The following is a 25,016-nucleotide window of genomic DNA, read 5'->3' as shown; positions in this document are numbered from 1 at the left end:
GATGCCCTTGCGCAGCGTCACGCTTCTGGGAGCAACCGGCTCCGTCGGACGTTCGGTCCGCGACGTCGTCGCCGAGAATCCCGGGCGCCTGTCCATCGCGACCGTGGTCGGCGGCCGGGATGCGCAGGCGCTGGCTCGTACCGCGGTCGAGACCGGCGCATCCTTCGCAGCTTTGGCCGATGCCGCAGGCGGCGCGGCGCTCAAGCAGGCGCTCTCCGGCACGGGGATCGCGTGCGGGGCCGGGCGTTCCGCCGTGCTGGAGGCGGTCGACCGCCCGGCCGATATCGTGGTCAGCGCGATTTCCGGCGCGGCCGGGCTGGAGGCGACTTTCGCCGCGCTCCAGCCGGGGCGCGCGATCGCGCTCGCCAACAAGGAAAGCCTGGTCTGCGCCGGTGGGGCGGTGATGGCGCGTGCTGCTGAGGTCGGTGCCCGTTTGCTGCCGCTCGATTCCGAGCACAACGCCCTGTTCCAGGTCCTGGGGGCCGAGCCTCTCTCATCGATCCGCAGCATGACGCTGACCGCTTCCGGCGGCCCATTCCGGACCTGGAGCGCCGAGCGCATCGCCGCGGCGACGCCCGAACAGGCGTTGAAGCATCCGAACTACGCGATGGGCGCCAAGATCACGATCGATTCCGCCAGCATGATGAACAAGGGGCTCGAGCTGATCGAGGCCCGCTTCCTGTTCGATCTGCGGCCGGATCAGCTCGAGGTGCTCGTCCACCCCCAGCAGATCGTCCACGGCCTCGTGACCTTCCGCGACGGTTCGGTCAGCGCCGGCATGGCGGTGCCGGACATGCGGGTCGCGGCCGCGCATTGCCTCGGCATCGACGGCCGCCTCGACGCGCCGCCCCCGCGCTTCCTCGATCTGGCATTGGCAGCGCCGCTCAGCTTCGAGCGACCCGATCTCATCCGCTTCCCGGCACTCGGCCTCGCCATGGCCGCATTGCGCGAGGGCGGAGCGATGCCGGCCGTGCTCAACGCCGCCAATGAGGTCGCCGTCGCCGCCTTCCTGGAGCGGCGGCTCCGGTTTTCCGACATCGCCGTATTGGTGGAAGCGGTCTGCGCGGCGTCCGCCGCCGGATCGGAGGGGCCGGGCGATGTCGCGGCCGCGCTCGCCATTGACCAAGACTCCAGGCGGCTGGCTGCCTCGCTCTTGTCGCAAGCGCGGTTCACTGTCACCTAAAGGCTGTCATTGCATCGGACCGAAAAGCGGAATCCACTTTCCGGACAAGTCCGATGCAGCACCAATGAGTAGATCATCGTGATCGCATCCGATGCGGTGCGCGATGATCCAGGACCCCCGGGGGAATAGGTTCATGGAATTCGCAGCGTCGCTCTGGAATGCCGGGCAATTCGTGCTCGGCTATCTGCTGCCGTTCCTGTTCGTCCTGACCATTGTCGTTTTCGTCCACGAGCTCGGGCATTTCCTGGTCGGCCGCTGGTGCGGCGTCGACGTCAAGACGTTCTCGATCGGCTTCGGCCGCGAGCTCTTCGGCTTCAACGACAGGCATGGCACGCGCTGGCGTTTCGCGCTGATCCCGCTCGGTGGCTACGTCAAGTTCTCCGGCGATGCCGACGCCTCCAGCGCCCCCGACGATGATGCGGTCGGTCGGATGTCGGCGCAGGAGCGCGCACGCTCCTTCCCGGCACAGTCGCTCGGTGAGCGGGCGGCGATCGTCGCGGCCGGCCCGGTCGCGAATTTCCTGCTGGCGATCCTGATCTTCGCCGGCTCGGCCTTCTTCTTCGGCAAGCAGGTGCTGATCCCGCGCGTCGACGCCGTCGTCGCCGGCAGTGCCGCGGAGCGGGCGGGCCTGAAGGCGGGCGACATCGTGATCGCCATCGACGGCCAGAAGGTCGCCAGTTTCTCCGACATGCAGCGCATCGTTTCGACCCGGCCCGAGGAACGCCTCGAGGTTTCGATCGAGCGCGACGGCGGGACCGTAACCTTGCCGGTGACGCCCGCGCTCACCGAGATGAAGACCCAGCTCGGCACGCAGCGCATCGGCGTGATCGGCGTCAGGGCCTCGCCGCGCCCGGAGGATTGGAAGGTCCAGCGATTCGGATTGCTCGAGTCCACCAAGGCCGGTTTCGTCGAGACCTGGTTCGTCGTAACCCGGACCTATGACTACATCGCCAAGCTGGTGACGGGGCGCGAATCCACCGACCAGCTTTCGGGGCCGATTCGGATCGCGCAGGTCTCCGGCATCGTCGCCTCGAATGGGGGGCTGCTCGGGCTGATCAATCTTGCCGCGATCCTTTCGGTCTCGATCGGCCTGATGAATCTCGTGCCGGTTCCCATGCTCGACGGCGGGCACCTGCTGTTCTATCTCTACGAGGCCGTGCGCGGCCGGCCGCTGAGCCCGCGGGCACAGGAGATCGGTTTCAGGGTCGGTCTGGCGCTCGTGCTGATGTTGATGTTGTTCGTAACCTGGAACGACATCGTGCACGTCCGCGGGATGCTCTGAAACCGCCGACGGGGCGGTGATTTGCGGCGGAAAAACGGCATGCTGCGTGGCCCGCCGGCAACGAGATTCCTAAAAACGCTTTATTAACGATGATCGCGGTTTGCACCCTGCTGGAAACTTTGTAGAAGCGTTTGAACCGCAATGTCCCCGTGCTGCCATCGGTTGATGGCGGTCCCCGTTTGGGGTGGTGACCAGAGAGATGGAATAGGCGACCCGATGACGTCGACCCAAAAGAGCCGGACGACCAAGCTGCGGCTCTCTCGATCGATCGGACTTTCGGCTTTGATGCTGGCCGTGAGTGGTGGTGTGGCTTTCGCGCAGGCCGTGGTTGTCCACGGCAATCGGCAGGTCGATGCGGAGACGATTCGCTCCTACGCCGTCGGCCGCGAAAATCCCCAGGAGATCCGCGAGAGCCTGCTGGCGACCGGCCTGTTCAGCAGCGTGCAGGTCAGCCGGCGCGGCTCGCAGACCGTCGTCTCGGTCAAGGAGCAGAGCGGCACGGTCAATCGCGTCGCATTCGAAGGTAACCGCAAGCTGAAGGGCGAGCAGCTGTCGCAGGTCGTGCAGTCGCGCGCCGGCGGCCCGGTCAGCCAGGCGCTGATCAACTCCGACGTCGAGCGCCTGCGTGAAGCCTATCGCCGGGTCGGCTACGGACTGTCTTCGGTGAGCGGCCGCGTGGCTCCGCTGCCGAATGGCCGCCAGGACATCGTCTTCACCATCAACGAGAGCGGCAAGACCGGCATCAAGTCGATCAATTTCAGCGGCAATCAGGCCTATTCGGCCGGGCGCCTGCGCGGGTTGATGACGTCGACGGAGTCGAACTTCCTGAGCTGGGTCAAGACCTCCGACGTCTATGATCCTGATCGCATCAATTCCGATATGGATCTCATCCGCCGCTTCTACCTGAAGAACGGCTATGCCGATTTCCAGATCGTCAACAGCGGCGCCCGCTTCGATGAGGCAGCCGGCGGCTGGGTCGTCGACATTCAGGTCGAAGAGGGGCAGCGGTATCAGGTCGGCAATGTCACGGTCGATTCCGCGCTGCGCGATGTCGATGCCGCTGCCCTGCAGCGCTATGTCGCGACGTCGACGGGCGATACCTACAACGCCGAGGCGGTCGAGAAGTCGCTGGTTGCGCTCACCACGGAAGTGGCGCGCCGTGGCCATGCCTTCGCTCAGGTTCGTCCGCGCGGCGATCGCGATGCAGCGGGTCGCGTGATCGGCATCACCTATGTCGTCGACGAGGGGCCGCGGGTCTATGTCGAGCGCATCAACGTGCGCGGCAACACCCGCACCCGCGACTATGTCGTCCGTCGCGAGCTCGATCTCGGCGAGGGCGATGCCTACAACAAGGTCATGGTCGACCGCGCCGAGCGTCGCCTGAACAATCTCGGTTTCTTCACCAAGGTCCGCATCACCAACGAGCCGGGCTCCGCTCCGGATCGCGTCGTCGTCAATATCGACGTCGAGGACAAGGCGACCGGCTCCTTCTCGGTAGCCGGCGGTTACTCGACCTCGGACGGTGTCATCGGCGAAATCTCGCTGTCGGAGTCGAACTTCCTCGGTCGCGGCCAGTTCGTCCGTATCGCCGGCACGCTCGGCCAGCGGACGCAGGGTGTCGATTTCTCCTTCACCGAGCCCTATTTCCTGGGCTATCGCGTGGCGGCGGGCATCGACCTGTTCTCGAAGTTCAACGACAACTACAACACCGGCCGCTTCGAAAGCCGCGTGACCGGCGGGCAGGTGCGCTTCACCTTCCCGATCACGGAAGAGTTCTCGATCACGCCGCGTTACTCGCTCTACACGACCGAGATCGACATCCCGAACGAGATCAACCGGCCCTATAACGACTGTACCTACCCGATCCCGGGCGTCACGCCGAACGCCGGTGCCGGTGCGCTCTATAACTGCGTGACCAACGGCGAGGCGACGGTGGCGGTCAAGGAGGCCCAGGGTACGACCCTGACCTCGCTCGTCGGCCTGAACTTCAACTACAACTCGCTCGACAACGTCCAGAACCCGCGCAACGGTTTCTCGGCCGAGCTGAAGCCGGAATTCGCCGGTCTCGGTGGCGACTCGAAGTTCTTCCGCATCTCGGCCGATGCCCGCTACTACCGCGAGATCTTCGACGACGTGGTTGGCTTCCTGCGTGTCCAGGGCGGTCACGTCCAGGCGACCAGCGGCAACCTGCGCATGGTCGATCACTACTTCCTCGGCCCGTCGCTGGTGCGTGGTTTCGCGCCCTCCGGCATCGGTCCGCGCGACGTGCTGAACGACCCGACGGCGAACGCGGTGGGCGGTACGACCTATTTCGGCGGCACCGTCGAAGTGCAGTTCCCGCTCTTCGGCCTGCCGCGCGACCTCGGCCTGCGCGGTGCGCTCTTCGCCGATGCCGGTACGCTGTTCAACTATGACGGCGGCTCGAAGTCGGTGGCCTTCGCTTGCCCGGCCGGCTCCGAGGCGCGCCAGTACAACGTCATCACCGGTGGCGCGCAGTCGAATATCGGCTGTATCCGCGACAAGAACATCCTGCGTTCGTCGGTCGGCGTGAGCTTGCTCTGGCAGTCCCCGCTGGGACCGATCCGGTTCGACTATGCCTATGCCCTGACCAAGGACGAAGGCCAGATCGGCCTCAATCCGCAGACGGGTCTGGTCGGCAAGTACGGTGGCGATCGCCTCCAGGCCTTCCGCTTCTCGGGCGGCACCCGCTTCTGACATAGCGGGGCTTTGGCATCGACCGGGAAGTGGCTCCCACTTCCCGGGACAAACCGATGCGATAACAATGACCTGGATCGCCATTCTCGCGCCCTGTGGGATGGACGGCGGTCCCGCTCCGGACCTGATCATGGCAGAGCCCGTTTTCTTTCCCTTCGCGACCTCGCTGGACTTCGGCGAGGTCGCAAGCATTTCAGGCGCAAGCCTGCCTGATGGCGTGGAGCCATCGCGCAAACTTGACGGCATCGCCGCGCTCGAGAACGCCGGCCCGGCCGATCTCGCCTATATGGACAATCCGAAATACACGGAGGCCCTGGCTGCGACCAAGGCGGGCCTGTGCCTCGTCTCGCCGCGTTTCGCCGATCGTGTGCCGGCGGGAACGGTGGCTCTGGTGTCGCCGGCGCCCTACCATGCCTTCGCGAAGGTGATGGCGCGCTGCTTTCCGAATGCGCTGAAGCCTGAATCGATCTTCGCCTCGCAGGGTGTCGCGCCGGGCGCCATCGTTCATGCCACCGCCGTGCTCGAAGCCGGCGTCACCGTCGATCCCGGCGCCGTGATCGGCCCGGGCGCGGAAATCGGCGCCGGGACCGTGGTGGCCTCGCATGCGGTCATCGGGCCGCAGGTCCGGATCGGGCGCAACTGCTCGATCGGGGCGGGCAGCACGATCCAGGCGTCCCTGATCGGCAATCGCGTCATCGTCCACCCTGGTGCGCGGATCGGGCAGGATGGCTTCGGCTTCGCGATGAGCCCCAAGGGGCATATGAAGGTGCCGCAGGTCGGCCGCGTCATCATCCAGGACGATGTCGAGATCGGGGCCAACAGCACGATCGACCGCGGCGCCAGCCGCGACACGGTGATCGGCGAGGGCACCAAGATCGATAACCTCGTCCAGATCGGCCATAACTGCGTCATCGGGCGCCATTGCGTGATCTGCGCCCAGACCGGCCTCGCGGGCTCCTCGACATTGGAGGATTTCGTGGTGCTCGGCGGGCAGGTCGGGTTGGCCGGCCATCTCACCATCGGCGTCGGCGCCCAGATCGCGGCGCAGAGCGGCGTCGCCGGCGATGTTCCGCGTGGTGCGCGCTATGGCGGGTATCCGGCTCAGCCCGCGCTCGGCTGGGCGCGCGAAACGGCGCTGCTCAAGACGCTGGTGGCCAACCGGGGCAAGAAGCCGGGCGCATCCCAGGATTGAGTCGGGCGCTTCCGGCGGCGGACAGGGTCTTTCTGCTCCGGATGCTGAGAATTTTGTTGCTCAACCCGCTCTGTTTCCGGCAAAGCGACGGCAGGCTTTGAAATCGTGGCCGGTTGCAGGAGCGTTGCCTGCTTCCAGCCACTGAAGTGAAGACAAGGCGCGGCCCGGTGACGGCACGCGGGAGAAGACAGACCATGACTGAGGCGACGACTTCACTGGGTGTAATCGATATCCAGAAGATCATGGCCAGCATCCCCCACCGTTATCCGTTTCTGCTGGTCGATCGCGTCGTCGAGATCGACGGCGATACCTCCGGTGTGGGCATCAAGAACGTGACGGTCAACGAACCGCAGTTCACCGGCCATTTCCCGGAGCGGCCGGTGTTTCCGGGCGTGCTGATGATTGAGGCGATGGCTCAGACGGCCGGCGTGCTGGTCGTGAATGCCCGCGAAGTCGGCGCGCAGGAGGTCAAGTCCGTTCTTTTCACTACGATCGACAAGGCGAAGTTCCGCAAGCCGGTTACGCCGGGCGACCAGATCCGCTTCCACCTCACCAAGCTCGCCCGCAAGCGCAACATCTTTTTCTATCGCGGCGAGGCGCGCGTCGACGGGGTGCTCGTGGCCGAAGCCGAGATTTCGGCGATGGTCATTTGAGCGTTGCGACGGTTCAGGATCAGGGCAGCGTCTCGATGAGCGTATCCATCCATCCCATGTCGCTGGTCGATCCGAAGGCCCAGCTCGGTGCGGGCGTGACGATCGGGCCGTTCTGCCAGGTCGGTCCGGACGTCGTGCTCGGCGAAGGCGTCGAGCTCGTCAGTCACGCGGTCGTGGCTGGCCGCACCACGATCGGCCCGCGCACGCGCATCTTCCCCTTTGCCTCGATCGGCCACCCGCCGCAGGACGTGAAGTATCGTGGCGAGCCCTCGACACTGACGATCGGGGAGGATTGCCAGATCCGCGAGGGGGTGACCATGAACCCCGGCACGGAAGGCGGCGGGATGATCACCAGCGTCGGTGATCGCTGCTTCTTCCTGGCCAATTCGCATGTCGGCCACGACAGCCGCCTCGGCAACAACATCATCTTCTCGAACAATGTGATGTGCGCCGGTCATGTCACGATCGGCAACTTCGTCATCGTTGGTGGCGGTGCCGGCCTGCAGCAGTTCATCCGTATCGGCGACCATGCCTTCATCGGCGGCGGAGCCGGCGTGCTGAGCGATGTCATTCCGTTCGGTACCATTCGTGACAACCCCGCCCATCTTGTCGGCTTGAATCTCATCGGCCTCAAGCGGCGCGGCTTCACGCGCGAGCAGATCCACGAGCTGCGCCGTGCCTATCGGCTGCTTTTCGCGGCCGAGGGAACTCTGACCGAGCGTGTCGAGGATGTCGCGGCCGAGTTCAGCGAGGATCCTCTGGTCCATGAGATCCTGAACTTCATCAGGGAAGGCGGCGACAAGGCGCTCTGCACGCCGCGGGACGCCACTGTCGCGGAGCGGTGAACACCGACCGGCCGGCCGATTCAACCGCCCCGCGCGGCCCGCTCGCGATGATCGTGGGGAGCGGCGACTATCCGCTCCAGCTCGCCCGCATCGTGACGGGCAGGGGCGAGCGCCCCTATATCGCGGCGCTGGACGGGGCGGCCGATCCCGCCGCTTTCGGTGACGGCGCGGATATCAGGACATACCGCCTCGGCCAGCTCGGCAGCCTCCTCGAGGAGCTGCGCCGGCGCGGCATCGTCGACATCGTGATGCTCGGGGCTCTGCCACGGCCGAGCTTCGGCTCCCTGCGCCCAGAGGTTTCGACGCTGAAATACATGCCCCATTTCGCCAAGGCCTTTCTGGGCGGCGATGACCATCTGCTGCGCGGCGTGGTCCGTTTCTTCGAGATGCAGGGCTTTCGTGTCCATGGACCGGCGGATATCGCGCCAGAGATGACCGCGCCGCGCGGGGCGCTGGGCAGCCGGCAGGCCTCGCCGGAGCAGCGTGCCGAGCTCGAGCGTGGCTTCGCCTTGCTGGCGACGCTCTCGCCTTTCGATGTCGGTCAGGCCGCGATCTTGGCCGATCACCGTGTCGTCGCGATCGAGGCCGCCGAAGGCACCGATGCGATGATCCGGCGCGTGGCCGATCTCGTCGCACGCGGGCGCCTCAAGATTGGGAAAGGCGACGGCTTCCTCGTGAAAGTGCCGAAGACCGGTCAGGATCTGCGCGTCGACATGCCAGCCATCGGGCCGGACACCCTGCGGAACATCGCCGAAGCCGGGCTCTCCGGCATTGGCGTCCGGGCCGGCGCGGTGCTGGTCGGCGACCGCGCCGCGCTCGGTCGGCAGGCGGACCAGCTTGGCCTCTTCGTCGAGGGCTTTCCCTGATGCGGCCGTTCCGGCTGGCCGTTATCGCAGGCGAGGCCTCGGGCGATGCCCTGGCGCTGCGCTTCCTTGCCGCGCTGCGCGAGAAGATGGGCGATCGCCCGATCGAGCTTTGTGGTGTCGGTGATCACGGTTTGCCGGAAGCCGGACTGAAATCGCTCTTTCCCCAGGCCGATATCGCCGTGATGGGTTTCGGCCCGGTGATCGCGCGCCTGCCTTTGCTGCTGCGGCGGATGGAGGATGCGGCGCGCGGTATCGCCGCGTTCCAGCCCGATCTGCTCCTGACGATCGACAGCCCGGATTTCTGCCTGCGCGTCGCGAAGAAGGTGAGGGCGCGGGCGCCTTCCATTCCGATCGTGCACTGGGTCTGCCCCAGCGTCTGGGCCTGGCGCTCCGGGCGTGCGCGACGGATGGCGCCGCATGTCGACCGCATCCTGGCCCTGCTGCCTTTCGAGCCTGCGGCGCTGGCGCGCCTGCACGGCCCTGAGACCGTCTATGTCGGCCATCCCCTGATGGAACGTCTCGCCGAGATGCGCCCCGATGCGGAGGAGCAGCGTCGACGCGACAACGCCGGGCAGCCGGTCGTGCTCGTCCTGCCCGGCAGCCGTCGTTCCGAGATCCACCATCTGATGCCGGTCTTCGGCGAGGCGGTGGCGAAGGTTGCGGCAGCGGTGCCGGGCGCCCGCTTCGTCTTGCCGGCGGTGCAGCGGCTCCAGCCCTTGATCGCGGAAGCCGTGGCGCGCTGGCCGGTGGCTCCGGAGATCGTTACGGGCGAGGCGGCCAAGCTCGCGGCGTTCCGGGAGGCCCGCGCCGCGCTGGCGGCCTCGGGAACCGTGACACTGGAACTCGCCCTGTCGCAGATCCCGACCGTCGCGGCCTATCGCGGCGCCGGCTGGGAGGCCTTCCTGGCGCGGCGCCTCATCAAGCTGCCGAGCGTGATCCTGCCCAACCTGATCCTCGGCCGGAGCATCGTCCCGGAATTCATCCAGGAAGAGGCGACCGCCGACGCGCTGAGCAGCCACCTGCTTGCCGCGATGGCCGAGGGCGACAAGCGCCAAGAGCAGCTCGACGGCTTCGCCGAGGTCGAGACGATCATGCGTTCGGCCGGGCCGAGCCCGGCGGCGAACGCGGTTGCTGCGGCCCTGGCCATCCTGCCGGCGGAGCAGGCCGGCTAAGCGCTCCCGTCACCCATGGCCGCGGCTTCGAACCAAACGCTTGTCATTCCGGGGCGCGCCGCAGGCGCGAACCCGGAACCTACGACCGGGTGAGACATTTTGTGCCCGGTTGTTGCCCGCTCGCCCAGTCGTAGGTTCCGGGTTCTTCGCGCACGCGAAGCCCCGGAATGACAAATGTGGTGGCGTCCTGGACAGCGACCACCACGGCGATCGCAAGCTCTTAAACCCATGAAAAAGGCGCGGGGCTTTCGCCGCGCGCCTTTCCGGGTCGTCGATACCGCAGCGATCAGCGGCGGCCGATCGGGGTATAGTCGCGCTGGGCCGAGCCGGTATAGAGCTGGCGCGGGCGGCCGATCTTCTGGGAGGGATCCTCGATCATTTCCTTCCACTGCGCGATCCAGCCGACCGTGCGGGCGACGGCGAACAGCACCGTGAACATCGAGGTCGGGAAGCCCATCGCCTTCAAGGTGATGCCCGAATAGAAATCGATGTTCGGATAGAGCTTCTTCTCGATGAAGTACTCGTCGGAGAGGGCGATGCGCTCCAGCTCGACGGCGACGTCGAGCAGCGGGTCGTCCTTGATCCCGAGCTCGTTCAGCACCTCATGCGTGGTCTTCTGCATGATCTTCGCGCGCGGGTCGTAGTTCTTGTAGACCCGGTGGCCGAAGCCCATCAGGCGGAACGGATCGTTCTTGTCCTTCGCCTTGGCGATGTATTTCGGGATGTTGTCGACCGAGCCGATCTCCTCGAGCATCTTGAGCGCGGCTTCGTTGGCGCCGCCATGCGCGGGTCCCCACAGGCAGGCCGTGCCGGCCGCGATGCAGGCGAAGGGATTGGCGCCCGACGAGCCGGCGAGGCGCACGGTCGAGGTCGAGGCGTTCTGCTCGTGGTCGGCGTGCAGGATGAAGATCCGGTCGAGCGCGCGCGACAGCACCGGATTGACCTTGTACTCCTCGGCCGGCACCGCGAAGCACATGCGCAGGAAGTTCGAGGTGTAGTCCAGCGAGTTCAGCGGGTACACGAAGGGCTGGCCGACGGTGTACTTGAACGCCATCGCGGCAAGAGTCGGCACCTTCGCGATCATGCGCATCGAGGCGATCATGCGCTGATGCGGGTCGGAGATGTCGGTGGAGTCGTGATAGAAGGCCGACATTGCGCCGATCGAGCCGACCATCACCGCCATCGGGTGGGCGTCGCGGCGGAAGCCTTGGAAGAAGCGGGCCATCTGCTCGTGCACCATGGTGTGGCGCGTGATGCGATAATCGAAATCGGCCTTCTGCGCGGCCGTCGGCAGCTGGCCCTCGAGCAGCAGGTAGCAGGTCTCGAGGAAGTCGCCATGTTCGGCGAGCTGCTCGATCGGATAGCCGCGATAGAGCAGAACGCCCTTGTCGCCGTCGATATAGGTGATCTGCGACTCGCAGCTCGCCGTCGAGGTGAAGCCGGGATCGTAGGTGAACATGCCCGTCTGGGCGTAGAGCTTGGCGATGTCGATGACGGCGGGGCCGACAGACCCCTCCTTGATCGCCATGTCGACGGTCTTGTCGCCGACCTGGAGCTGGCTGGTATTTCCGCTCATCGATACCGATCCTTTCAAGGCTCGCTGCTGTTCAGCCCCGGTTTCGCCTCTCCGCGCTTTCGCGCCGGGCATCTCGCATCCGAAGGCCGCGAGGTGACGGCCGGATGTCGGAAGGAGAACGGGAGAGATGGTCCATGTGACTGAATTACAAGCAATATTCGTACATGCCCGCGTTGCCGCACCGCAATGCACTTGCGCGTCACTAGACCATTTGCGCAGTGCATTCAACCGAGCCAAAAGGCGGTTGGAACCGCGCTGCGCTCATATCTGCGCGAGCAACTCCGCCGCCGTCTTGGGGACGGCGGCGGCTGAGAGCTTTCAGGCGGATCGGGCGGGCCCATCCGGGCCTTCGAAAACCGTTCAGGCGGCCTGATCGGCGAGCCGGGCCAGCGTCTCTTCGCGGCCCAGAACCGCCATGACGTCGAACAGGCCCGGCGACATCGCCCGGCCGGTCAGCGCGGCGCGCAGCGGCTGTGCCGCCTGGCCGAGCTTGAGCCCGCTCTCCTCGACATAGGCGCGAACCGCCGCTTCCAGCGGGGCCGGCGACCAGTCGTCGACGGCGGCGAGCTTCTCCGCGATCTTCGGCAGGCGCTGGCGCGCGGCCTCGTCGAGCAGGCCCTTGGCCTTGTCGTCGAGCTGCAGCGGGCGCTGGGCATAGAGATAGAAGGCGCTGTCGAGCAGTTCGATCAGCGTCTTGGCGCGCTCCTTGAGGCCCGGCATGGCGGCGAGGAATTTTGCCTCCAGCTCCGGCGAGAGCGTGGCGCCGAGGCCGCGCGCCGGCCCGATCTCCGGCAGGATGACCTTGAGCGCGGCAAGCAGGTCCGCATCATCCGACTGACGCATATAGAGGCCGTTGAGGTTCTCCAGCTTGGCGTAGTCGAAGCGCGCCGGCGAGCGGCCGATCGAGGACAGCTTGAAGGCGTCGATCATCTCCTGCGTGGAGAAAACCTCCTGATCGCCATGGCTCCAGCCCAGCCGCACCAGATAGTTGCGCAGCGCCGCCGGCAGATAGCCCATCGAGCGATAGGCATCGATGCCGAGCGCGCCGTGGCGCTTCGAGAGCTTGGCGCCGTCCGCGCCATGGATCAGCGGGATATGCGACATGCTCGGCACGTCCCAGCCGAGCGCGTCGTAGATCTGCGTCTGGCGGGCGGCATTGGTCAGGTGGTCGTCGCCGCGGATGATATGGGTCACGCCCATGTCATGGTCGTCGACGACGACAGCGAGCATATAGGTCGGCGTACCGTCCGAGCGTAGCAGCACGAGGTCGTCGAGATTCTCGTTCTGCCAGACGACGCGGCCCTGGACCTCGTCATTGACCACGGTCTCGCCGGTCTGCGGCGCCTTGAGGCGGATGACGGGCTTCGCGCCTTCCGGCGCGGTCGCCGGATCGCGGCCGCGCCAGCGCCCGTCATAGCGCAGCGGCTTGCCCTCGGCGCGGGCCTTCTCGCGCATCTCCTCGAGCTCGGCCTGGGTCGCGTAGCAGTGATAGGCCTTGCCGGCGGCAAGCATCTGCTCGGCGACTTCGCGATGCCGGGCGGCGCGCTGGAACTGGTAGACGGTCTGGCCGTCCCAATCGAGCCCGAGCCATTCCAGCCCGTCGAGAATCGCGGCGATGGCGGCATCGGTCGAGCGTTCCCGGTCGGTATCCTCGATGCGCAGCAGCATCTTGCCGCCTTGCCGGCGGGCATAGAGCCAGTTGAACAGCGCGGTTCGGGCTCCGCCGATATGCAGGAATCCGGTGGGCGAGGGCGCAAAGCGCGTGACGACGGCGTTGCTCATGGGAGGGAACTCCGGCCGGGCGGCCAGGGCCGTCCGGGGCAAGACAGGGGAAGGGGCCGGATCGTGACATGACAACCGGCGCGCGCCCTGTAACATGGCTTTGCCGGAAACGCTAAGCGGTCAAATCGCAGCGCCGGCGGGGGAGAGCGGGCGATGCAGCCGGCACCGCCGGGGCAGGGGCAGGGGCTGGCACAGGGCCGGCGCGGCGCGCGCGCCGATGCCTTGCCGGCACGGCTCGGCGTCATGGCCCCGCTGGCGGCCAATCTTCGCCCGTTGCTGTGGCAGCTTTGGCTCCATCTCTCGCGGGGTTTCGCGCTGGAGGTCGAGAGGCGCCGGCCCTTCCTATGGCTGCCGATCGCGATGGGCGCCGGCATCCTGCTCTATTTCGCTGCCGATCGTGAGCCGGCATTATGGGCGCCGCTGCTCGGCTTAGGCTTGAGCAGCGCGGCGGCCTTCGCCCTGCGGAGGCGCCCTCTCGCGTCGATGACCTGCCTCGCGGCGGCGGCCGGCTTTCTGGGCTTCGCTGCCGGCGTCTGGCGCACGGCCGATATCGCGGCGCCGATGCTGGAGCGGCCACGCATCGGCAAGCTCTCCGGCTTCGTCGAGAGCGTCGAGGCCCGCGACAGTGGCGCGCGGCTCGTCATACTGGTCACCGATCTCGCCAATGTGCCGGTGGACCAGCGGCCGAAGCGGGTCCGCGTCAATATCCGGCAGGGCTCCGTCGCACCGGGGGACCACATCGTCGCAACCGCGCGCCTGCTGCCACCTCCGGGACCGGCGCGAGCCGGCGGCTACGATTTCGGCCGCGACGCCTTCTTTCGCGGGATCGGCGCCGTCGGCAGCATCTCCGGCAAGATCGCGCTGGCAGCACCGCCATATCCGATGCCGGCGCGCCTCGCGATCGACGTGACGATCGACCGCGCCCGCAATGCCCTGACCAAACGCATCGCCGAGGTCGGGGGCGGGCAGGGCGGGGCGGTTGCCGCCGCGCTCGTCACCGGCAAGCGCGGCCTGATCACCGAGGCCACCAATAACGACCTGCGTGCCGCCGGTATCTATCACATCGTCTCGATCTCCGGCCTGCACATGGTGCTCGCCGCCGGCACGATCTTCTGGCTGGTGCGCGCGCTGCTGGCCCTGTCGCAGACGGTGGCGTTGCACTGGCCGGTCAAGAAACTCGCCGCTGTGGCGGCCATGCTGGGCGCGACCGCCTATTGCATCTTCTCCGGCAGCGACGTCGCGACCGAGCGCTCGCTGATCATGACGCTGGTCATGCTCGGCGCGATCCTGGTCGATCGCGCGGCGCTCAGCATGCGCAACCTCGCGCTCGCCGCCATGATCGTGCTGCTGCGCGAGCCGGAAGCGCTGCTCGGGCCAAGCTTCCAGATGTCCTTCGGCGCGGTCGCGGCGCTGATCGCCTTCGCCGAGCGCTGGGAGCGGAGAGATCGCAGCGAGCCGCCGTCGGCATTGCCCTGGCCGCTCGGGCCGATCTGGACGGCGGCGCTCGGCATCCTCGTCACCACCATGCTGGCGACCGCGGCGACCGCGCCCTTCGGCGCCTATCACTTCCAGACCTTCAACCCGTTTGGGCTGCTCGGCAACGCCATGGCGCTGCCCTTCGTCTCGCTTTTCGTCATGCCGGCAGCGGTGTTCGGCGTGCTGGCCTATCCGTTCGGGCTGGACTGGCCGGCCTGGGCCTTGATGGGGTTGGCTTCCGACGTCGTGCTCAAGGTCGCGCACTGGGTCGCGACCATCGACCATTCCACCGTGACGGTCGCAGCCTTCGGCCCGGCCGTGCTGGCCTGTTTCGCGATGGCTCTGCTCTGGCTGACGCTCTGGACCACGGCCTGGCGCTGGCTGGCGGCCGTGCCGCTGGTCTTCGGCGTCGTCATAGCCGGCGAGCCGGAGCGGCCGGAGATCCTGGTCGAGCGCGACGGCTCGGGGCTGGCCGTCCGCGGGCTGGACGGACGCCTCGCCATCGCAGGCAAGCCCAGTCGCTTCGTCCTGCAGCAATGGCTTGCTGCCGATGGCGACGGCCGCTCGCCCGATGATCCGACTTTGCGTGCCGGTGTTGCTTGCGACCGGTTGGCCTGCGTCGCGCAGACGACCGACAAGCGCACGATCTCGTACACGCGCGAGCGTCTCGCGATCATCGAGGATTGCCTGCGCGCCGATCTCGTCGTCACCGCCATTCCCTGGAGCGGGGCCTGCAAGGCCAGACTGGTCGAGCGGATGGCGCTATCACGCGACGGCGCGACCTCGCTCTACCGGACGGCGACCGGGTGGAACAGCCGAACCTCGGAGCCGACCGCAGCCGACCGTCCATGGACCCGCCGGCGCGAGCCTCGCCCGGCAGAGGTGGCAACCCGGCCGGTTGGTCAGCCCGCAACGGTGCAGCCTGCATCAGCCTCCGACAGTGAGGTCGACGCCGATGTCGAGCGCCTTCAGTAGCGTCGCATCAGGTTGACGAGGCGGCCCTGGATCTTGACCCGGTCGGGGCCGAGCACGCGGGTCTCATAAGCGGGATTGGCCGCTTCCAGCGCGATCGAGGAGCCACGCTTGCGCAGGCGCTTCAGCGTCGCCTCCTCGTCGTCGATCAGCGCGACGACGATATCGCCGGTATTGGCCGTGTCCTGCTTGCGGATGACGACGGTATCGCCGTCGAGGATGCCGGCCTCCACCATCGAATCGCCACGGACTTCGAGCGCGTAATGCTCGCCGGAGCCGAGCATGTCCGGCGGCAGCGAGACGGTGTGACTGCGGCTCTGGATCGCCGAGATCGGGGTGCCCGCCGCGATCCGGCCCATGACGGGAATGGCGATGGAATGCCGGCTGTCGTCCTCGACCGCTGCTGGCCGGGGCTTGGCGACGCTCGGCTGGGCGCCGAGACCGCCCTGCACGACGGCCGGGCTGAAGCGCGGGCGCGGCTGCGGGGCGCCGAACCCGTCCGGCATCTTGATGACTTCGAGTGCGCGGGCCCGATTTGGCAGGCGGCGGATGAAGCCGCGCTCCTCCAGCGCCATGATGAGACGATGGATGCCGGATTTCGAGCGCAGGTCGAGCGCGTCCTTCATTTCGTCGAAGGAGGGCGGCACGCCACTTTCGCGCAAGCGTTCCTGGATGAAGCGCAGGAGTTCGTGTTGCTTGCGTGTCAGCATGGTCGCCGCCAGCCCCTCAAAGCGCAGATTCGAAACAAAGCACGAACACCATACGCGTTCTGCTTGTGTTCCGCAAGCTGCTATGCCGTGGCGGAAGCGTGAGATAGCCGTATGGAAAACGCGCCGTCATTCTGGACAAGCCGCGTCAGCGGCGCCGATCCGGAATCTATCATGGAGCGCGGCGTTCTACGATGGATTCCGGGTCTGCGCTTCGCTTGCCCGGAATGACGTCGCGGGGGCAATAAAGAGCGCGCGCTCTACCGCAGCGGCAGGATACGGCAGGAATTACCCTTCTTCGCGGGAGCGGCATGGGCAGGCCGAATCGTCAGGGCCTGCGCCCGCGCGAGCGTACCAAGCATCGAGGAATCCTGCCGGTCGAAGGGCGTCGCGACCCAGCCTTCCGGCGTCAGCGTGAGCTCCGAGCGCAGATAGTCCTCGCGCTCGTCATTGCCGGGCATGTTGCGGCCGAGGATGGCGGGAATGCTGCGGTCGCGATCGGCATCGGCAATGCCGAGCAGCGCCTCGATCAAGGGCAGCACGAAGAGATGGCCGCAAACGATCGAGGAGACCGGATTGCCCGGCAGCCCGACCACGACCATCCGGCCGAGCCGCCCGGTCATCATCGGCTTGCCCGGCCGCATCGCGATCTTCCAGAATCCGAGCGTCATGCCGGCCCGCGTCAGCGCTTCCTGCACGAGATCGTGCGCGCCGACCGAGGCGCCGCCGAGCGTGATCAGCACATCGGCATCGGCTGCGCGCGCCCTTGCGATCTTCGCGGCGAGATCGGCATGGTCGTCGCGGGCGATGCCAAGGTCGAGCACGGTGCCGCCGGCCTTCTCGACGAGAGCGGCGAGCGAAAACGAGTTCGAGGCGACTATCTGGTCGCGGCCGACCGGCTCGCCCGGCGCCACCAACTCGTCGCCCGTGGCGAGAATCGCGACGCGCGGCTTCCGCCGGACCGGCAAAGTCGGATGCCCCATCGCTGCGGCGAGGCCGAGTGCCGCACTGTCGAGCACGCGACCGGCCGACAGCAAAACGTCGCCCTCGTGGAAGTCGAGCCCCGCCGCGCGCAGGAATTTGCCCTTGGCAGGCGGCACGCGGACGCGAATGACAGGGCTGTCGACGCCATCGGCATCTTCCTGCATCAGGATCGTGTCGGCGCCGTCAGGCATCGGCGCGCCCGTGAAGATGCGCACGGCTTGTCCCGGGCCGACCGCGCCCTCATAGGCCCGGCCGGCAGCAGATTCGCCGATCACCGAGAGCGAGACGCCTTCCGCCATCTCGTCGCCACGCACGGCATAGCCGTCCATGGCCGAATTGGCGAAGGGCGGCTGGGTCCTGAGCGCCTTGACCTCGCCGGCGAGCACCCGCCAGGCGCATTGCGCCAATGGCAGGGTTTCCGCTCCCGTCGGCTCCGGAATGCTGTCGAGCAGCGCCTTGCGCGCGACGGGGACCGGAGTGAGCGCCATCAGCTAGCTTTCGCCTCGTAATCGCCCGACTGGCCGCCAGACTTGTGCAGCAGCCGGATATTCTCGATCCGCATCGCACGGTCGACGGCCTTGACCATGTCGTAGACGGTAAGACAGGCGACGGAGACGGCGGTGAGCGCCTCCATCTCGACGCCGGTCTGGCCCTTCATCTTGACCTCGGCGCGCACGCGCACGCCCGGCAGGGCCTCGTCGATCGTAAGATCGACGGCGATCTTGCTGAGCAGCAGCGGATGGCAGAGCGGGATCAGTTCATGCGTGCGCTTCGCCGCCATGATGCCGGCGAGGCGTGCGGTGCCGAGCACGTCGCCCTTCTTGGCGTTGCCGTCGCGCACGATCGCGATCGTCTCCGGCGCCATGACGACCTGGCCTTCGGCGATCGCCATGCGGGTCGTCTCGGCCTTGCCGCCGACATCGACCATATGCGCCTGGCCTTGCGCGTCGAGATGGCTGAGCCGGCTCACGCCGCGACGGCCTTGCCGGTGAGCAGCGCCTGCGTTGCGGCGGTGACGTCGGCCTGTCGCATCAGGCTTTCGCCGACGAGGAAGCTGTTGACGCCGATCCGGTTGAGCCGGGCAATGTCGGCATGCGTGAAGATGCCGCTCTCGCTGATGACGATGCGGTCGGCCGGCACGCGCGGCGCCAATCGCTCGGTCACGGCGAGATCGACATTGAAGCTGCGCAGATCGCGGTTGTTGATGCCGAGCAGGCGGCTTTCGAGCTTGAGCGCCCGGTCGAGCTCGGCATCGTCATGGACCTCGACGAGAACGTCCATGCCGAGCTCGCGCGCGGTCTCGTTCAGCGCTCTGGCGGTGGCGTCGTCGACGCCGGCCATGATGATCAGGATGCAGTCGGCGCCCCAGGCGCGGGCCTCGTAGACCTGATAGGGCTCGTAGAGGAAATCCTTGCGCAAAGCCGGCAGGCCGGCGGCCTCGCGCGCTGCGGTCAGGAAGTCCGGCCGGCCCTGGAAGGATGGCGCGTCGGTCAGCACCGAGAGACAGGCCGCGCCGCCGACGGCATAAGCGCGGGCGAGCGAAGGCGGGTCGAAATCGGCGCGGATCAGGCCCTTGGACGGGCTCGCCTTCTTGATCTCGGCGATCAGCGCGGGCGTGCCTTGCTCGAGCTTGCCTGCCAGCGCATCGGCGAAGCCGCGCGGCTTGGAGGCGGCGCGCGCCCGGCGTTCGATTTCGGCCTGCGGGACGGCGGCTTTCGCAGCCGCGATCTCCTGGCGCTTATAAGCTTCGATCTTCGCGAGGATATCGGTCATGCCGGCCTCACGCGTTCGAGGCTTTGACGAGCGCGGCGAGCGTCGCCTTGGCCTTGCCGGAATCGAGCGCGGCCGTCGCCTGGGCGAAGCCGTCCTTCAGGTCCGTCGCCTTGCCGGCAACGAGCAGCGCCGCAGCCGCATTGAAGGCGGCGATGCCGCGGAAGCCGGTCTTCTCCCCGGCGAGCACGGCATTTAGCGCCGCCGCATTCTCCTCAGGCGTGCCGCCGCGCAGCACCTCCGGCTTCGCGGGCTCAAGGCCGACATCGGCCGGGCTGATCGAAAAACTCTCGATCTTGCCGTTCTCCAGCGAGACGACACGGGTCGGGCCGGTGGTGGTGATCTCGTCGAGCCCGTCCGAGCCGTGCACGGCCCAGACGCGGGTCGACCCCAGGGAAGCGAGCACCTTGACCATCGGCTCCAGCCAGGTCTCGGAGAAGGCGCCGATGAGCTGGCGCTTGACGCCGGCCGGGTTGGAGAGCGGGCCGAGCAGGTTGAAGATCGTGCGCGTGCCGAGCTCGGTGCGCACCGGGGCGACATGGCGCATCGAGGCGTGATGCGTCGGCGCGAACATGAAGCCGACGCCGGCCTCGCGGATGCAATGCTCGGTCGCGGCCGGGTCGAGCCCGACCTTGACGCCGAGCGCGGTCAGCACGTCCGCCGCGCCGGAGCGCGAGGAGGCCGCGCGGTTGCCATGCTTGGCGACCGGCACGCCGCAGGCGGCGGTGATGATCGAGGCCAGCGTCGAGACATTGTAGGAGCCGGAGGAATCGCCGCCGGTGCCGACGATGTCGATCGCCTCGGGCGGCGCCTTCACCGGCAGCATCTTGCCGCGCATGGCGCCGACGGCACCGGCGATCTCGTCGATCGTCTCGCCGCGCACGCGCAGCGCCATCAGGAAGGCGGCTGATTGGGCGTTCGTCACTTCGCCCGAGAGGATGGTGTCGAAGGCGTCGCGCGCTTCCTCGCGGGAGAGCGTCGCGCCGGTCGCGACCTTGGCGATGAAGGGTTTGAAATCGTCCATGGGAACTCTGCGGAATCAGGCTGAAAGGGTCAGGGCGGAGGCTTCGCGTTCGCTCTGCCATCGCTCCGCGAGGTCGAGGAAATTCCGCAGGATCGTCGCGCCATGCTCGGAGGCAATGCTCTCCGGATGGAACTGGACGCCGTGGACCGGCAGCTCCCGGTGCGAGAGCGCCATGATCAGGCCGTCATCGCTCTCCGCCTCGATCTCGAAGACATCCGGGCAGGAGGCGCGCTCGACCACGAGCGAGTGATAGCGCGTCGCCTGCAGCGGGCCGTTGATGCCGCGGAACAGGCCGCGCGCCCGGTGGCGGATCGGCGAGACCTTGCCATGCATCGGCAGGGGCGCGCGCACGACATGGCCGCCGAAGGCCTGGCCCATCGCCTGAAGGCCGAGGCAGACGCCGAAGATCGGCTTCTTGCCCGCGCCTTCGCGGATGACGTCCAGACAGATTCCGGCCTCGTTGGGCGTACAGGGGCCGGGCGAGAGCACGATCGCGTCGTGATCGCCGGCAAGCGCTTCCTCGGCGGTGAGCGCGTCGTTACGCCAGACATCGACCTCGGCTCCCAGCCCACCGATGAGATGGACCAGGTTCCAGGTGAAGCTGTCGTAGTTGTCGATCAACAGAACGCGCATGGCCGAACCCGTGAATGCGGGTTGAGGTCATGCACGCTCTGAGGCGGGGTGGTCAAGTTTCGCGGGGGAGAAGGAAGGCGCCACGCCGCGGCCCGCCGGTCACCCCCGCACGCTGCGCGGCATGCCCGCCGTGCGCGGCTGGGCCAGTCCCGGCGCGGTCTCGACGCCGAGCGCGGGCAGGGCAAGCGTGCGCTGGCCGCGGAAATCGACATGGCAGACGATCAGCCCGCGCTCCTCGATATAGCTGAGCACGCGACGCGCGCGGCTCGGCGAAGCGCTGCCATAGACCTCCGCGAGCTCTGCATCGCTGGGGCAGGGGCGGCCTTCGATCGCGGTGCGGGCGATGTAGAGGAACAGCCCCTGCAGGTCTTCCGGCAAGGTGCCTGATGACGCGACGGCGGTCTGCCAGCCTTCGCTCGTCGCGATGCTGTCGCTGACGCCGGCGCGCGCCACCGCAAGCCGGCGGCGGAACTCCTCCAGGCTCAGATGCGTGCGGCCGAGCCGGCGCATCCGGCAGCGCACGGTGAAATCCTGATAGAGCACCGCGACCTGCCGCGAGCGCGCCTCGGGATCGCCCATCAACTCGCGCAGGATCTCGACCATGATCGCCTCGCGCTCTTCCGGCTCCAGCTCGATCTCGGGCTCGGGTTCCGGCTGCGGGGCAGGGCGATAATTCTCGATCCGGCGCAGTACCTCGGTCGGATCGGGCCGCGGGCGCGGCGCCGGGCGGGCAGGGCGGGCCAGCGGAAGCGGCTCGTCCTCGCCGCGCGTGAAGATCAGCTTGCCGGCGTCCTCCGGTGCCTGCTCCGGGAGCGGCATCAGGCCTGGCGCGCTGCCACGATCGACCGAGGAGACCGTGCCGATCCGGATCGGCAGCGGGCGCTTCGACAGGGCAGGGCCGAGCGCGACGAACTGGCCGCGTTCAAGGTCGCGGAACATCTCGGCCTGGCGGCGATCCATGCCGAGCAGGTCGGCGGCGCGCTGCATGTCGATATCGAGGAAGGTGCGGCCCATCAGGAAGTTCGAGGCTTCCGCCGCGACGTTCTTGGCAAGCTTGGCGAGGCGCTGCGTCGCGATCACGCCGGCAAGGCCACGCTTGCGGCCGCGGCACATCAGGTTGGTCATGGCGCCCAATGAAAGCCGCCGCGCCTCGTCCGAGGCCTCGCCCGCCATGACGGGGGCGAAGAGCTGGGCCTCGTCGACCACGATCAGCATCGGGAACCAGAGCGAGCGGTCGACATCGAAGAGCCCGCCGAGGAAGGCGGCGGTGGCGCGCAACTGCTCGTCGGCTTCGAGATTTTCGAGATTGAGCACCACCGAGACGCGGTGTTGGCGCACGCGCAGCGCCACGCGCTGCAGTTCGGCCTCGCCGCATTCGGCATCGACCACGACATGGCCGAACTGGTCGGCGAGCGAGACGAAATCGCCCTCGGGATCGATGATTGCCTGCTGCACCAATGGCGCGCTCTGCTCCAGCAAGCGGCGTAGCAGATGCGACTTGCCCGAGCCGGAATTGCCCTGCACCAGCAGGCGCGTCGCCAGCAATTCGGCGAGATCGATCAGACCGGGCTCGCCGGTCCTTGTCGTTCCCATCTCGATTGCGGTGGTCATGCGGGCGATGAATCGTCGGGTTGGGTCGGGCGCGGACTTGCGGCCGGCGCTTCTAGCACGGCCTTCCCTTCGCTGGACGCAGGGCAGCCCTGCCTTCCACAGGCAATCGGTTTCAGCGCGGGCAGCGCAAGGCGCGCTCCTGCCGGAGGATGTCGGCGATCGCCCGGTGGTCATTGGCCGAGAGCGGCAGGTCCTCGACGTTGTCGTACTGGCAGCCGGCATTGCCGAAGGCCGCGATCGCGCGCTTGGTGCGGAAGCAATAGCCCTGCGCCTTGTAGATCTCGTTGCGCGCCGTCCAGAGATCGGCGCAGGCTTGGGGATTGGCGAGTGTGGGTGTCGTCATCCCGCCGGCCAGCAGGACGGTCGCTAGAAGCGGGAAGCAAAGAATGCGCATCGGGATATCTCCTGCCAGCGAGTCGCGAGCTTTGCGGAGCGGGCTCGCGAAGGCAACACGCGGACGATGACATGAAGCCGTCGCAGCAGGCGGCTTCGCTGGGGTGAGAGGCTGACGGGCGGGGCGATGCAGTTCGGCTATTGCGAGCGGATCGATGGCAGCTTCTGGGCCGAGCCCCTGAATGCGGTGACCAACGTCGCTTTCCTCGTAGCCGCGCTGGCGGGATTCTGGCTGTGGCGCCGGCAGGGCGGACGCGACGCGGTCACGCTCGTCCTGATCGGCCTCGTCTTCGCCATCGGCATCGGCTCGTTCCTGTTCCACACCATCCCGAATCGCTGGACGCTGCTGGCCGATGTCGTGCCGATACAGTTCTTCGCCTTCGCGCTGAGGCGCTTTCTCGGATTGTCGGGCGCGATGGCGGCGGCTGGAACGCTCGCCTTCCTCGCTTTGGCGCTGGGCCTGTCGGCCGTGGGGCGGGCGATCCTGCCAGTCGGAACGGTCGGTTCGGCCGGTTATGCGGCGTTCCTGCTCGGATTGATCGGCATGGCGCTCGCGATGTTGCGCGCGCCGGCCTTGCGTGAGCCGTGCCGGTTGCTGACGCTTGCCGCGGGTCTTTTCGCCGTCTCGCTGACGATGCGCAGCATCGATGGCGTGCTTTGCGGCAGCCTGTCGCTCGGCACGCACTGGCTCTGGCACCTGCTCAACGCGTCGGTGCTCTACTTGCTCCTGCGCGCGGCGATGACCGGCGAGAGCCTTGGCGTCACGGCTTCTTCATCTCCAGGCAGGTAAGCACCTCGACATAGCTCGGTGGCCCGCCTTGGGTCGCGCCCTCGACGCAGGTCGTGCGGGCGGCCGGCTGGAACTCGGCCCAGCGCGCAGTGAGTGTATCACGGGCCCGCTCCTCGTCGTCCCGGCAGGCGCTGGCGGGCCGGCCGATATCGGTGCCGGACTTGCCGACATCGCGGCATGACTCGGCGATGTCGAAGCGCGGCGGCGAATCGGCGACGGGAGTGGCGCCGCCGGCCACAGGGTTTGTTGAGAGAGACAGAAGGGCGAGAACGGCGGCAAGCATGGCTGCCACTCCAAGGAAGACGCCCCGCCTATCAACGCGAGACAACTGTCGGAGTTCCGGATCAAGGGGCGTCAGGCGACCGAAGATCCCTGCCGCTTGCTCACCGTGACGTCCCCGGCCGAATGGGCCTCGATATCGACGATCGCCACATCTGGCCGGTCGATCGCCGGAAGGCCGCGTGGCTCATTGGCCCGGTGGACGAAGACCAGGCTCGCCAGCGCCGGATGCCCGGCGAGCCGAGAATGCGCCAGCGCCGGCTCCATGGCGCCGGGCAGCACCAGATGGACGCTGCGCCCGCCTTCGAGACAGGCTTGCAGGTCGCCGAGGCTGAACAGGCCGAGCGGCAGGAGTTCGAGTCCGCTGAGCATCGCCACGCCTGGTCCGCTTGCCAGCGCGGCAAGGTCGCCGCCGACCAGCGTCGTCACGATCCGCGACGAGACAGTCGGCTTCAGTACACGCGAGATCTCGAGCGCCTTGCCGAGCAATTCCCGCTCCGGCAGCACGATTGGCCCCTGCAGCGACACGCCGTCGGCGATCTGCAACACCGGTCGCTCGGCGAGTTGCGGCAGCGGATGCAGCGTCGGGCTGGCCATCAGCATGTCGAGCGGAGCGACGCCGTCCGGCACGTCCGGACCGAAGCCACCGACGAAGCGTGTCCCGAAGGCCCGCATGGCGAGATTGCGCAGCATGAGCAAAGGCCGCAGCGGCCCGACCCGGCTGACGCCGAGCGCCATCACCGCGCCGGAAGCCTCGATCAGCTTGAGCAGTTCGAGCTCGTTGCCGTGCAAGGGTAGCATCAGGGGCGACAGGCCCGCACGCAGGCTCGCCAGGATCGAGACGATCGCCTCCGGCCCCAGCGGCGCCAGGATCGCGACACTTGCGCCCGGCGTGCCCTTGTTGATGGCGAGCAGGCGCGCCAGCCGGTCGATGCGTTCGTCGAGGTCGAGGAAATTGACCGAGCCCGGCGTGACGTCGCTCCAGCCGCGCCGGCCTGGCGGATCGCGCAAAGCCGCGTCGTAGCCGCGATTGCGGGTCAGGGCTGCGAGCAGGGTGTCGAGATCGAGACCGTCGAGCAAGGCTGAGGCTTCGTCCTGTTCCGCCCGCATC

22 protein-coding genes are annotated in these 25,016 nt (G+C 67.5%); 10 read left to right on the top strand and 12 right to left on the bottom strand.

The genetic code is table 11. From position 1 onward, the window contains the following. The first annotated feature begins 1 nt into the window (after position 1). The 8 genes from dxr (at position 2) to lpxB (ending at position 9,908) form a co-directional block, all read left to right on the top strand. Positions 2–1,183: a 1-deoxy-D-xylulose-5-phosphate reductoisomerase gene (dxr, locus tag AC6RIC_RS15475; protein ID WP_454657093.1), complete on the top strand. Its 1,182-nt coding sequence runs from the start codon at positions 2–4 to the stop codon at positions 1,181–1,183. Positions 1,184–1,316: 133 nt separating this feature from the next. Continuing rightward, positions 1,317–2,465, top strand: coding sequence for an RIP metalloprotease RseP (gene rseP, locus AC6RIC_RS15470; protein ID WP_454657092.1), 1,149 nt, complete (start codon positions 1,317–1,319; stop codon positions 2,463–2,465). 216 nt (positions 2,466–2,681) lie between these two features. After that, the gene (bamA, locus tag AC6RIC_RS15465; protein ID WP_454657091.1) at positions 2,682–5,180 is read left to right on the top strand and encodes an outer membrane protein assembly factor BamA; all 2,499 of its coding nucleotides are present in this window, start codon (positions 2,682–2,684) and stop codon (positions 5,178–5,180) included. A 130-nt stretch (positions 5,181–5,310) separates the two neighbouring features. After that, a complete protein-coding gene (gene lpxD / locus AC6RIC_RS15460; RefSeq protein WP_499732999.1) occupies positions 5,311–6,372 on the top strand; it encodes a UDP-3-O-(3-hydroxymyristoyl)glucosamine N-acyltransferase in 1,062 nt (353 codons plus the stop codon). 194 nt (positions 6,373–6,566) lie between these two features. Then, on the top strand, positions 6,567–7,025 hold the full coding sequence (gene fabZ / locus AC6RIC_RS15455) for a 3-hydroxyacyl-ACP dehydratase FabZ (protein WP_454657089.1): 459 nt from the start codon (positions 6,567–6,569) through the stop codon (positions 7,023–7,025). Positions 7,026–7,060: 35 nt separating this feature from the next. Beyond that, complete coding sequence (gene lpxA, locus AC6RIC_RS15450) at positions 7,061–7,870, top strand: acyl-ACP--UDP-N-acetylglucosamine O-acyltransferase (RefSeq protein WP_499732998.1); 810 nt, start codon at positions 7,061–7,063, stop codon at positions 7,868–7,870. Continuing rightward, positions 7,867–8,736 carry an LpxI family protein gene (locus tag AC6RIC_RS15445; RefSeq protein WP_499732997.1) on the top strand — a complete coding sequence of 290 codons (870 nt, stop codon included), beginning with the start codon at positions 7,867–7,869 and terminating at the stop codon, positions 8,734–8,736. Before lpxA ends, AC6RIC_RS15445 begins: the two co-directional genes overlap by 4 nt. Beyond that, positions 8,736–9,908 (top strand): lipid-A-disaccharide synthase, encoded by a 1,173-nt coding sequence (lpxB, locus tag AC6RIC_RS15440; RefSeq protein ID WP_499732996.1) that lies wholly within the window; start codon positions 8,736–8,738, stop codon positions 9,906–9,908. Before AC6RIC_RS15445 ends, lpxB begins: the two co-directional genes overlap by 1 nt. A 286-nt stretch (positions 9,909–10,194) precedes the next feature. Here the strand turns inward: lpxB and gltA are convergent, their stop codons facing one another. Continuing rightward, a complete protein-coding gene (gene gltA, locus AC6RIC_RS15435; RefSeq protein ID WP_499736613.1) occupies positions 10,195–11,436 on the bottom strand; it encodes a citrate synthase in 1,242 nt (413 codons plus the stop codon). A 408-nt stretch (positions 11,437–11,844) separates the two neighbouring features. Further along, positions 11,845–13,266 carry a glutamate--tRNA ligase gene (gene gltX / locus AC6RIC_RS15430; protein WP_499732995.1) on the bottom strand — a complete coding sequence of 474 codons (1,422 nt, stop codon included), beginning with the start codon at positions 13,264–13,266 and terminating at the stop codon, positions 11,845–11,847. Between the two features lie 153 nt (positions 13,267–13,419). Between gltX and AC6RIC_RS15425 the strand changes: the two genes are divergently transcribed. Further along, a complete protein-coding gene (locus AC6RIC_RS15425; protein ID WP_499732994.1) occupies positions 13,420–15,717 on the top strand; it encodes a ComEC/Rec2 family competence protein in 2,298 nt (765 codons plus the stop codon). On the opposite strand, the gene lexA is transcribed toward AC6RIC_RS15425, so the two are convergent. The 8 genes from lexA to AC6RIC_RS15385 all read right to left on the bottom strand — a co-directional run bounded on the left by lexA (position 15,711) and on the right by AC6RIC_RS15385 (position 22,837). Beyond that, complete coding sequence (gene lexA, locus AC6RIC_RS15420) at positions 15,711–16,424, bottom strand: transcriptional repressor LexA (RefSeq protein WP_454657082.1); 714 nt, start codon at positions 16,422–16,424, stop codon at positions 15,711–15,713. The two genes, AC6RIC_RS15425 and lexA, sit on opposite strands and share 7 nt — an antisense overlap. Before the next feature lie 257 nt (positions 16,425–16,681). Further along, complete coding sequence (locus AC6RIC_RS15415) at positions 16,682–17,893, bottom strand: molybdopterin molybdotransferase MoeA (RefSeq protein WP_499732993.1); 1,212 nt, start codon at positions 17,891–17,893, stop codon at positions 16,682–16,684. After that, positions 17,893–18,375 (bottom strand): cyclic pyranopterin monophosphate synthase MoaC, encoded by a 483-nt coding sequence (gene moaC / locus AC6RIC_RS15410; protein ID WP_499732992.1) that lies wholly within the window; start codon positions 18,373–18,375, stop codon positions 17,893–17,895. The genes AC6RIC_RS15415 and moaC overlap by 1 nt, the downstream gene beginning before the upstream one ends. Continuing rightward, positions 18,372–19,178, bottom strand: a complete 807-nt coding sequence (gene trpC / locus AC6RIC_RS15405) for an indole-3-glycerol phosphate synthase TrpC (RefSeq protein ID WP_499732991.1) — start codon at positions 19,176–19,178, stop codon at positions 18,372–18,374. The genes moaC and trpC overlap by 4 nt, the downstream gene beginning before the upstream one ends. A 7-nt stretch (positions 19,179–19,185) precedes the next feature. Then, positions 19,186–20,199, bottom strand: coding sequence for an anthranilate phosphoribosyltransferase (gene trpD, locus AC6RIC_RS15400; RefSeq protein WP_499732990.1), 1,014 nt, complete (start codon positions 20,197–20,199; stop codon positions 19,186–19,188). A 15-nt stretch (positions 20,200–20,214) separates the two neighbouring features. After that, positions 20,215–20,832 carry an anthranilate synthase component II gene (locus AC6RIC_RS15395; RefSeq protein ID WP_499732989.1) on the bottom strand — a complete coding sequence of 206 codons (618 nt, stop codon included), beginning with the start codon at positions 20,830–20,832 and terminating at the stop codon, positions 20,215–20,217. A 99-nt stretch (positions 20,833–20,931) separates the two neighbouring features. Continuing rightward, positions 20,932–22,443 (bottom strand): helicase HerA domain-containing protein, encoded by a 1,512-nt coding sequence (locus AC6RIC_RS15390; protein ID WP_454657076.1) that lies wholly within the window; start codon positions 22,441–22,443, stop codon positions 20,932–20,934. A 112-nt stretch (positions 22,444–22,555) separates the two neighbouring features. Continuing rightward, positions 22,556–22,837: a YARHG domain-containing protein gene (locus tag AC6RIC_RS15385; RefSeq protein ID WP_499732988.1), complete on the bottom strand. Its 282-nt coding sequence runs from the start codon at positions 22,835–22,837 to the stop codon at positions 22,556–22,558. A 126-nt stretch (positions 22,838–22,963) separates the two neighbouring features. On the opposite strand from AC6RIC_RS15385, the gene AC6RIC_RS15380 reads away from it, so the two are divergent. Continuing rightward, entirely contained in the window at positions 22,964–23,626 is a 663-nt protein-coding gene (locus AC6RIC_RS15380; protein WP_499732987.1) for a ceramidase domain-containing protein, read from the top strand. On the opposite strand, the gene AC6RIC_RS15375 is transcribed toward AC6RIC_RS15380, so the two are convergent. Both AC6RIC_RS15375 and AC6RIC_RS15370 read right to left on the bottom strand, forming a co-directional pair. Then, complete coding sequence (locus AC6RIC_RS15375) at positions 23,598–23,909, bottom strand: hypothetical protein (RefSeq protein WP_499732986.1); 312 nt, start codon at positions 23,907–23,909, stop codon at positions 23,598–23,600. The genes AC6RIC_RS15380 and AC6RIC_RS15375 overlap by 29 nt on opposite strands. A gap of 71 nt (positions 23,910–23,980) precedes the next feature. Continuing rightward, positions 23,981–25,015, bottom strand: coding sequence for an AMP-binding protein (locus AC6RIC_RS15370; RefSeq protein WP_499732985.1), 1,035 nt, complete (start codon positions 25,013–25,015; stop codon positions 23,981–23,983). Between the last annotated feature and the right edge of the window lies 1 nt (position 25,016).

This window comes from Allobosea sp. TBD101 (assembly GCF_059817965.1).
This window is presented reverse-complemented; position numbering and strand designations above follow the sequence as displayed.

What these genes read in the sequence shown, in the direction of transcription:
- dxr (WP_454657093.1), top strand. Translation starts at nt 2, where the DNA reads ATGCCCTTGCGCAGCGTCACGCTTCTGGGAGCAACCGGCTCCGTCGGA.
- rseP (WP_454657092.1), top strand. Translation starts at nt 1,317, where the DNA reads ATGGAATTCGCAGCGTCGCTCTGGAATGCCGGGCAATTCGTGCTCGGC.
- bamA (WP_454657091.1), top strand. Translation starts at nt 2,682, where the DNA reads ATGACGTCGACCCAAAAGAGCCGGACGACCAAGCTGCGGCTCTCTCGA.
- lpxD (WP_499732999.1), top strand. Translation starts at nt 5,311, where the DNA reads ATGGCAGAGCCCGTTTTCTTTCCCTTCGCGACCTCGCTGGACTTCGGC.
- fabZ (WP_454657089.1), top strand. Translation starts at nt 6,567, where the DNA reads ATGACTGAGGCGACGACTTCACTGGGTGTAATCGATATCCAGAAGATC.
- lpxA (WP_499732998.1), top strand. Translation starts at nt 7,061, where the DNA reads ATGAGCGTATCCATCCATCCCATGTCGCTGGTCGATCCGAAGGCCCAG.
- lpxB (WP_499732996.1), top strand. Translation starts at nt 8,736, where the DNA reads ATGCGGCCGTTCCGGCTGGCCGTTATCGCAGGCGAGGCCTCGGGCGAT.
- gltA (WP_499736613.1), bottom strand. Translation starts at nt 11,436, where the DNA reads ATGGCGATCAAGGAGGGGTCTGTCGGCCCCGCCGTCATCGACATCGCC.
- gltX (WP_499732995.1), bottom strand. Translation starts at nt 13,266, where the DNA reads ATGAGCAACGCCGTCGTCACGCGCTTTGCGCCCTCGCCCACCGGATTC.
- AC6RIC_RS15425 (WP_499732994.1), top strand. Translation starts at nt 13,420, where the DNA reads ATGCAGCCGGCACCGCCGGGGCAGGGGCAGGGGCTGGCACAGGGCCGG.
- lexA (WP_454657082.1), bottom strand. Translation starts at nt 16,424, where the DNA reads ATGCTGACACGCAAGCAACACGAACTCCTGCGCTTCATCCAGGAACGC.
- AC6RIC_RS15415 (WP_499732993.1), bottom strand. Translation starts at nt 17,893, where the DNA reads ATGGCGCTCACTCCGGTCCCCGTCGCGCGCAAGGCGCTGCTCGACAGC.
- trpC (WP_499732991.1), bottom strand. Translation starts at nt 19,178, where the DNA reads ATGACCGATATCCTCGCGAAGATCGAAGCTTATAAGCGCCAGGAGATC.
- trpD (WP_499732990.1), bottom strand. Translation starts at nt 20,199, where the DNA reads ATGGACGATTTCAAACCCTTCATCGCCAAGGTCGCGACCGGCGCGACG.
- AC6RIC_RS15395 (WP_499732989.1), bottom strand. Translation starts at nt 20,832, where the DNA reads ATGCGCGTTCTGTTGATCGACAACTACGACAGCTTCACCTGGAACCTG.
- AC6RIC_RS15390 (WP_454657076.1), bottom strand. Translation starts at nt 22,443, where the DNA reads ATGACCACCGCAATCGAGATGGGAACGACAAGGACCGGCGAGCCCGGT.
- AC6RIC_RS15385 (WP_499732988.1), bottom strand. Translation starts at nt 22,837, where the DNA reads ATGCGCATTCTTTGCTTCCCGCTTCTAGCGACCGTCCTGCTGGCCGGC.
- AC6RIC_RS15380 (WP_499732987.1), top strand. Translation starts at nt 22,964, where the DNA reads ATGCAGTTCGGCTATTGCGAGCGGATCGATGGCAGCTTCTGGGCCGAG.
- AC6RIC_RS15375 (WP_499732986.1), bottom strand. Translation starts at nt 23,909, where the DNA reads ATGCTTGCCGCCGTTCTCGCCCTTCTGTCTCTCTCAACAAACCCTGTG.
- AC6RIC_RS15370 (WP_499732985.1), bottom strand. Translation starts at nt 25,015, where the DNA reads ATGCGGGCGGAACAGGACGAAGCCTCAGCCTTGCTCGACGGTCTCGAT.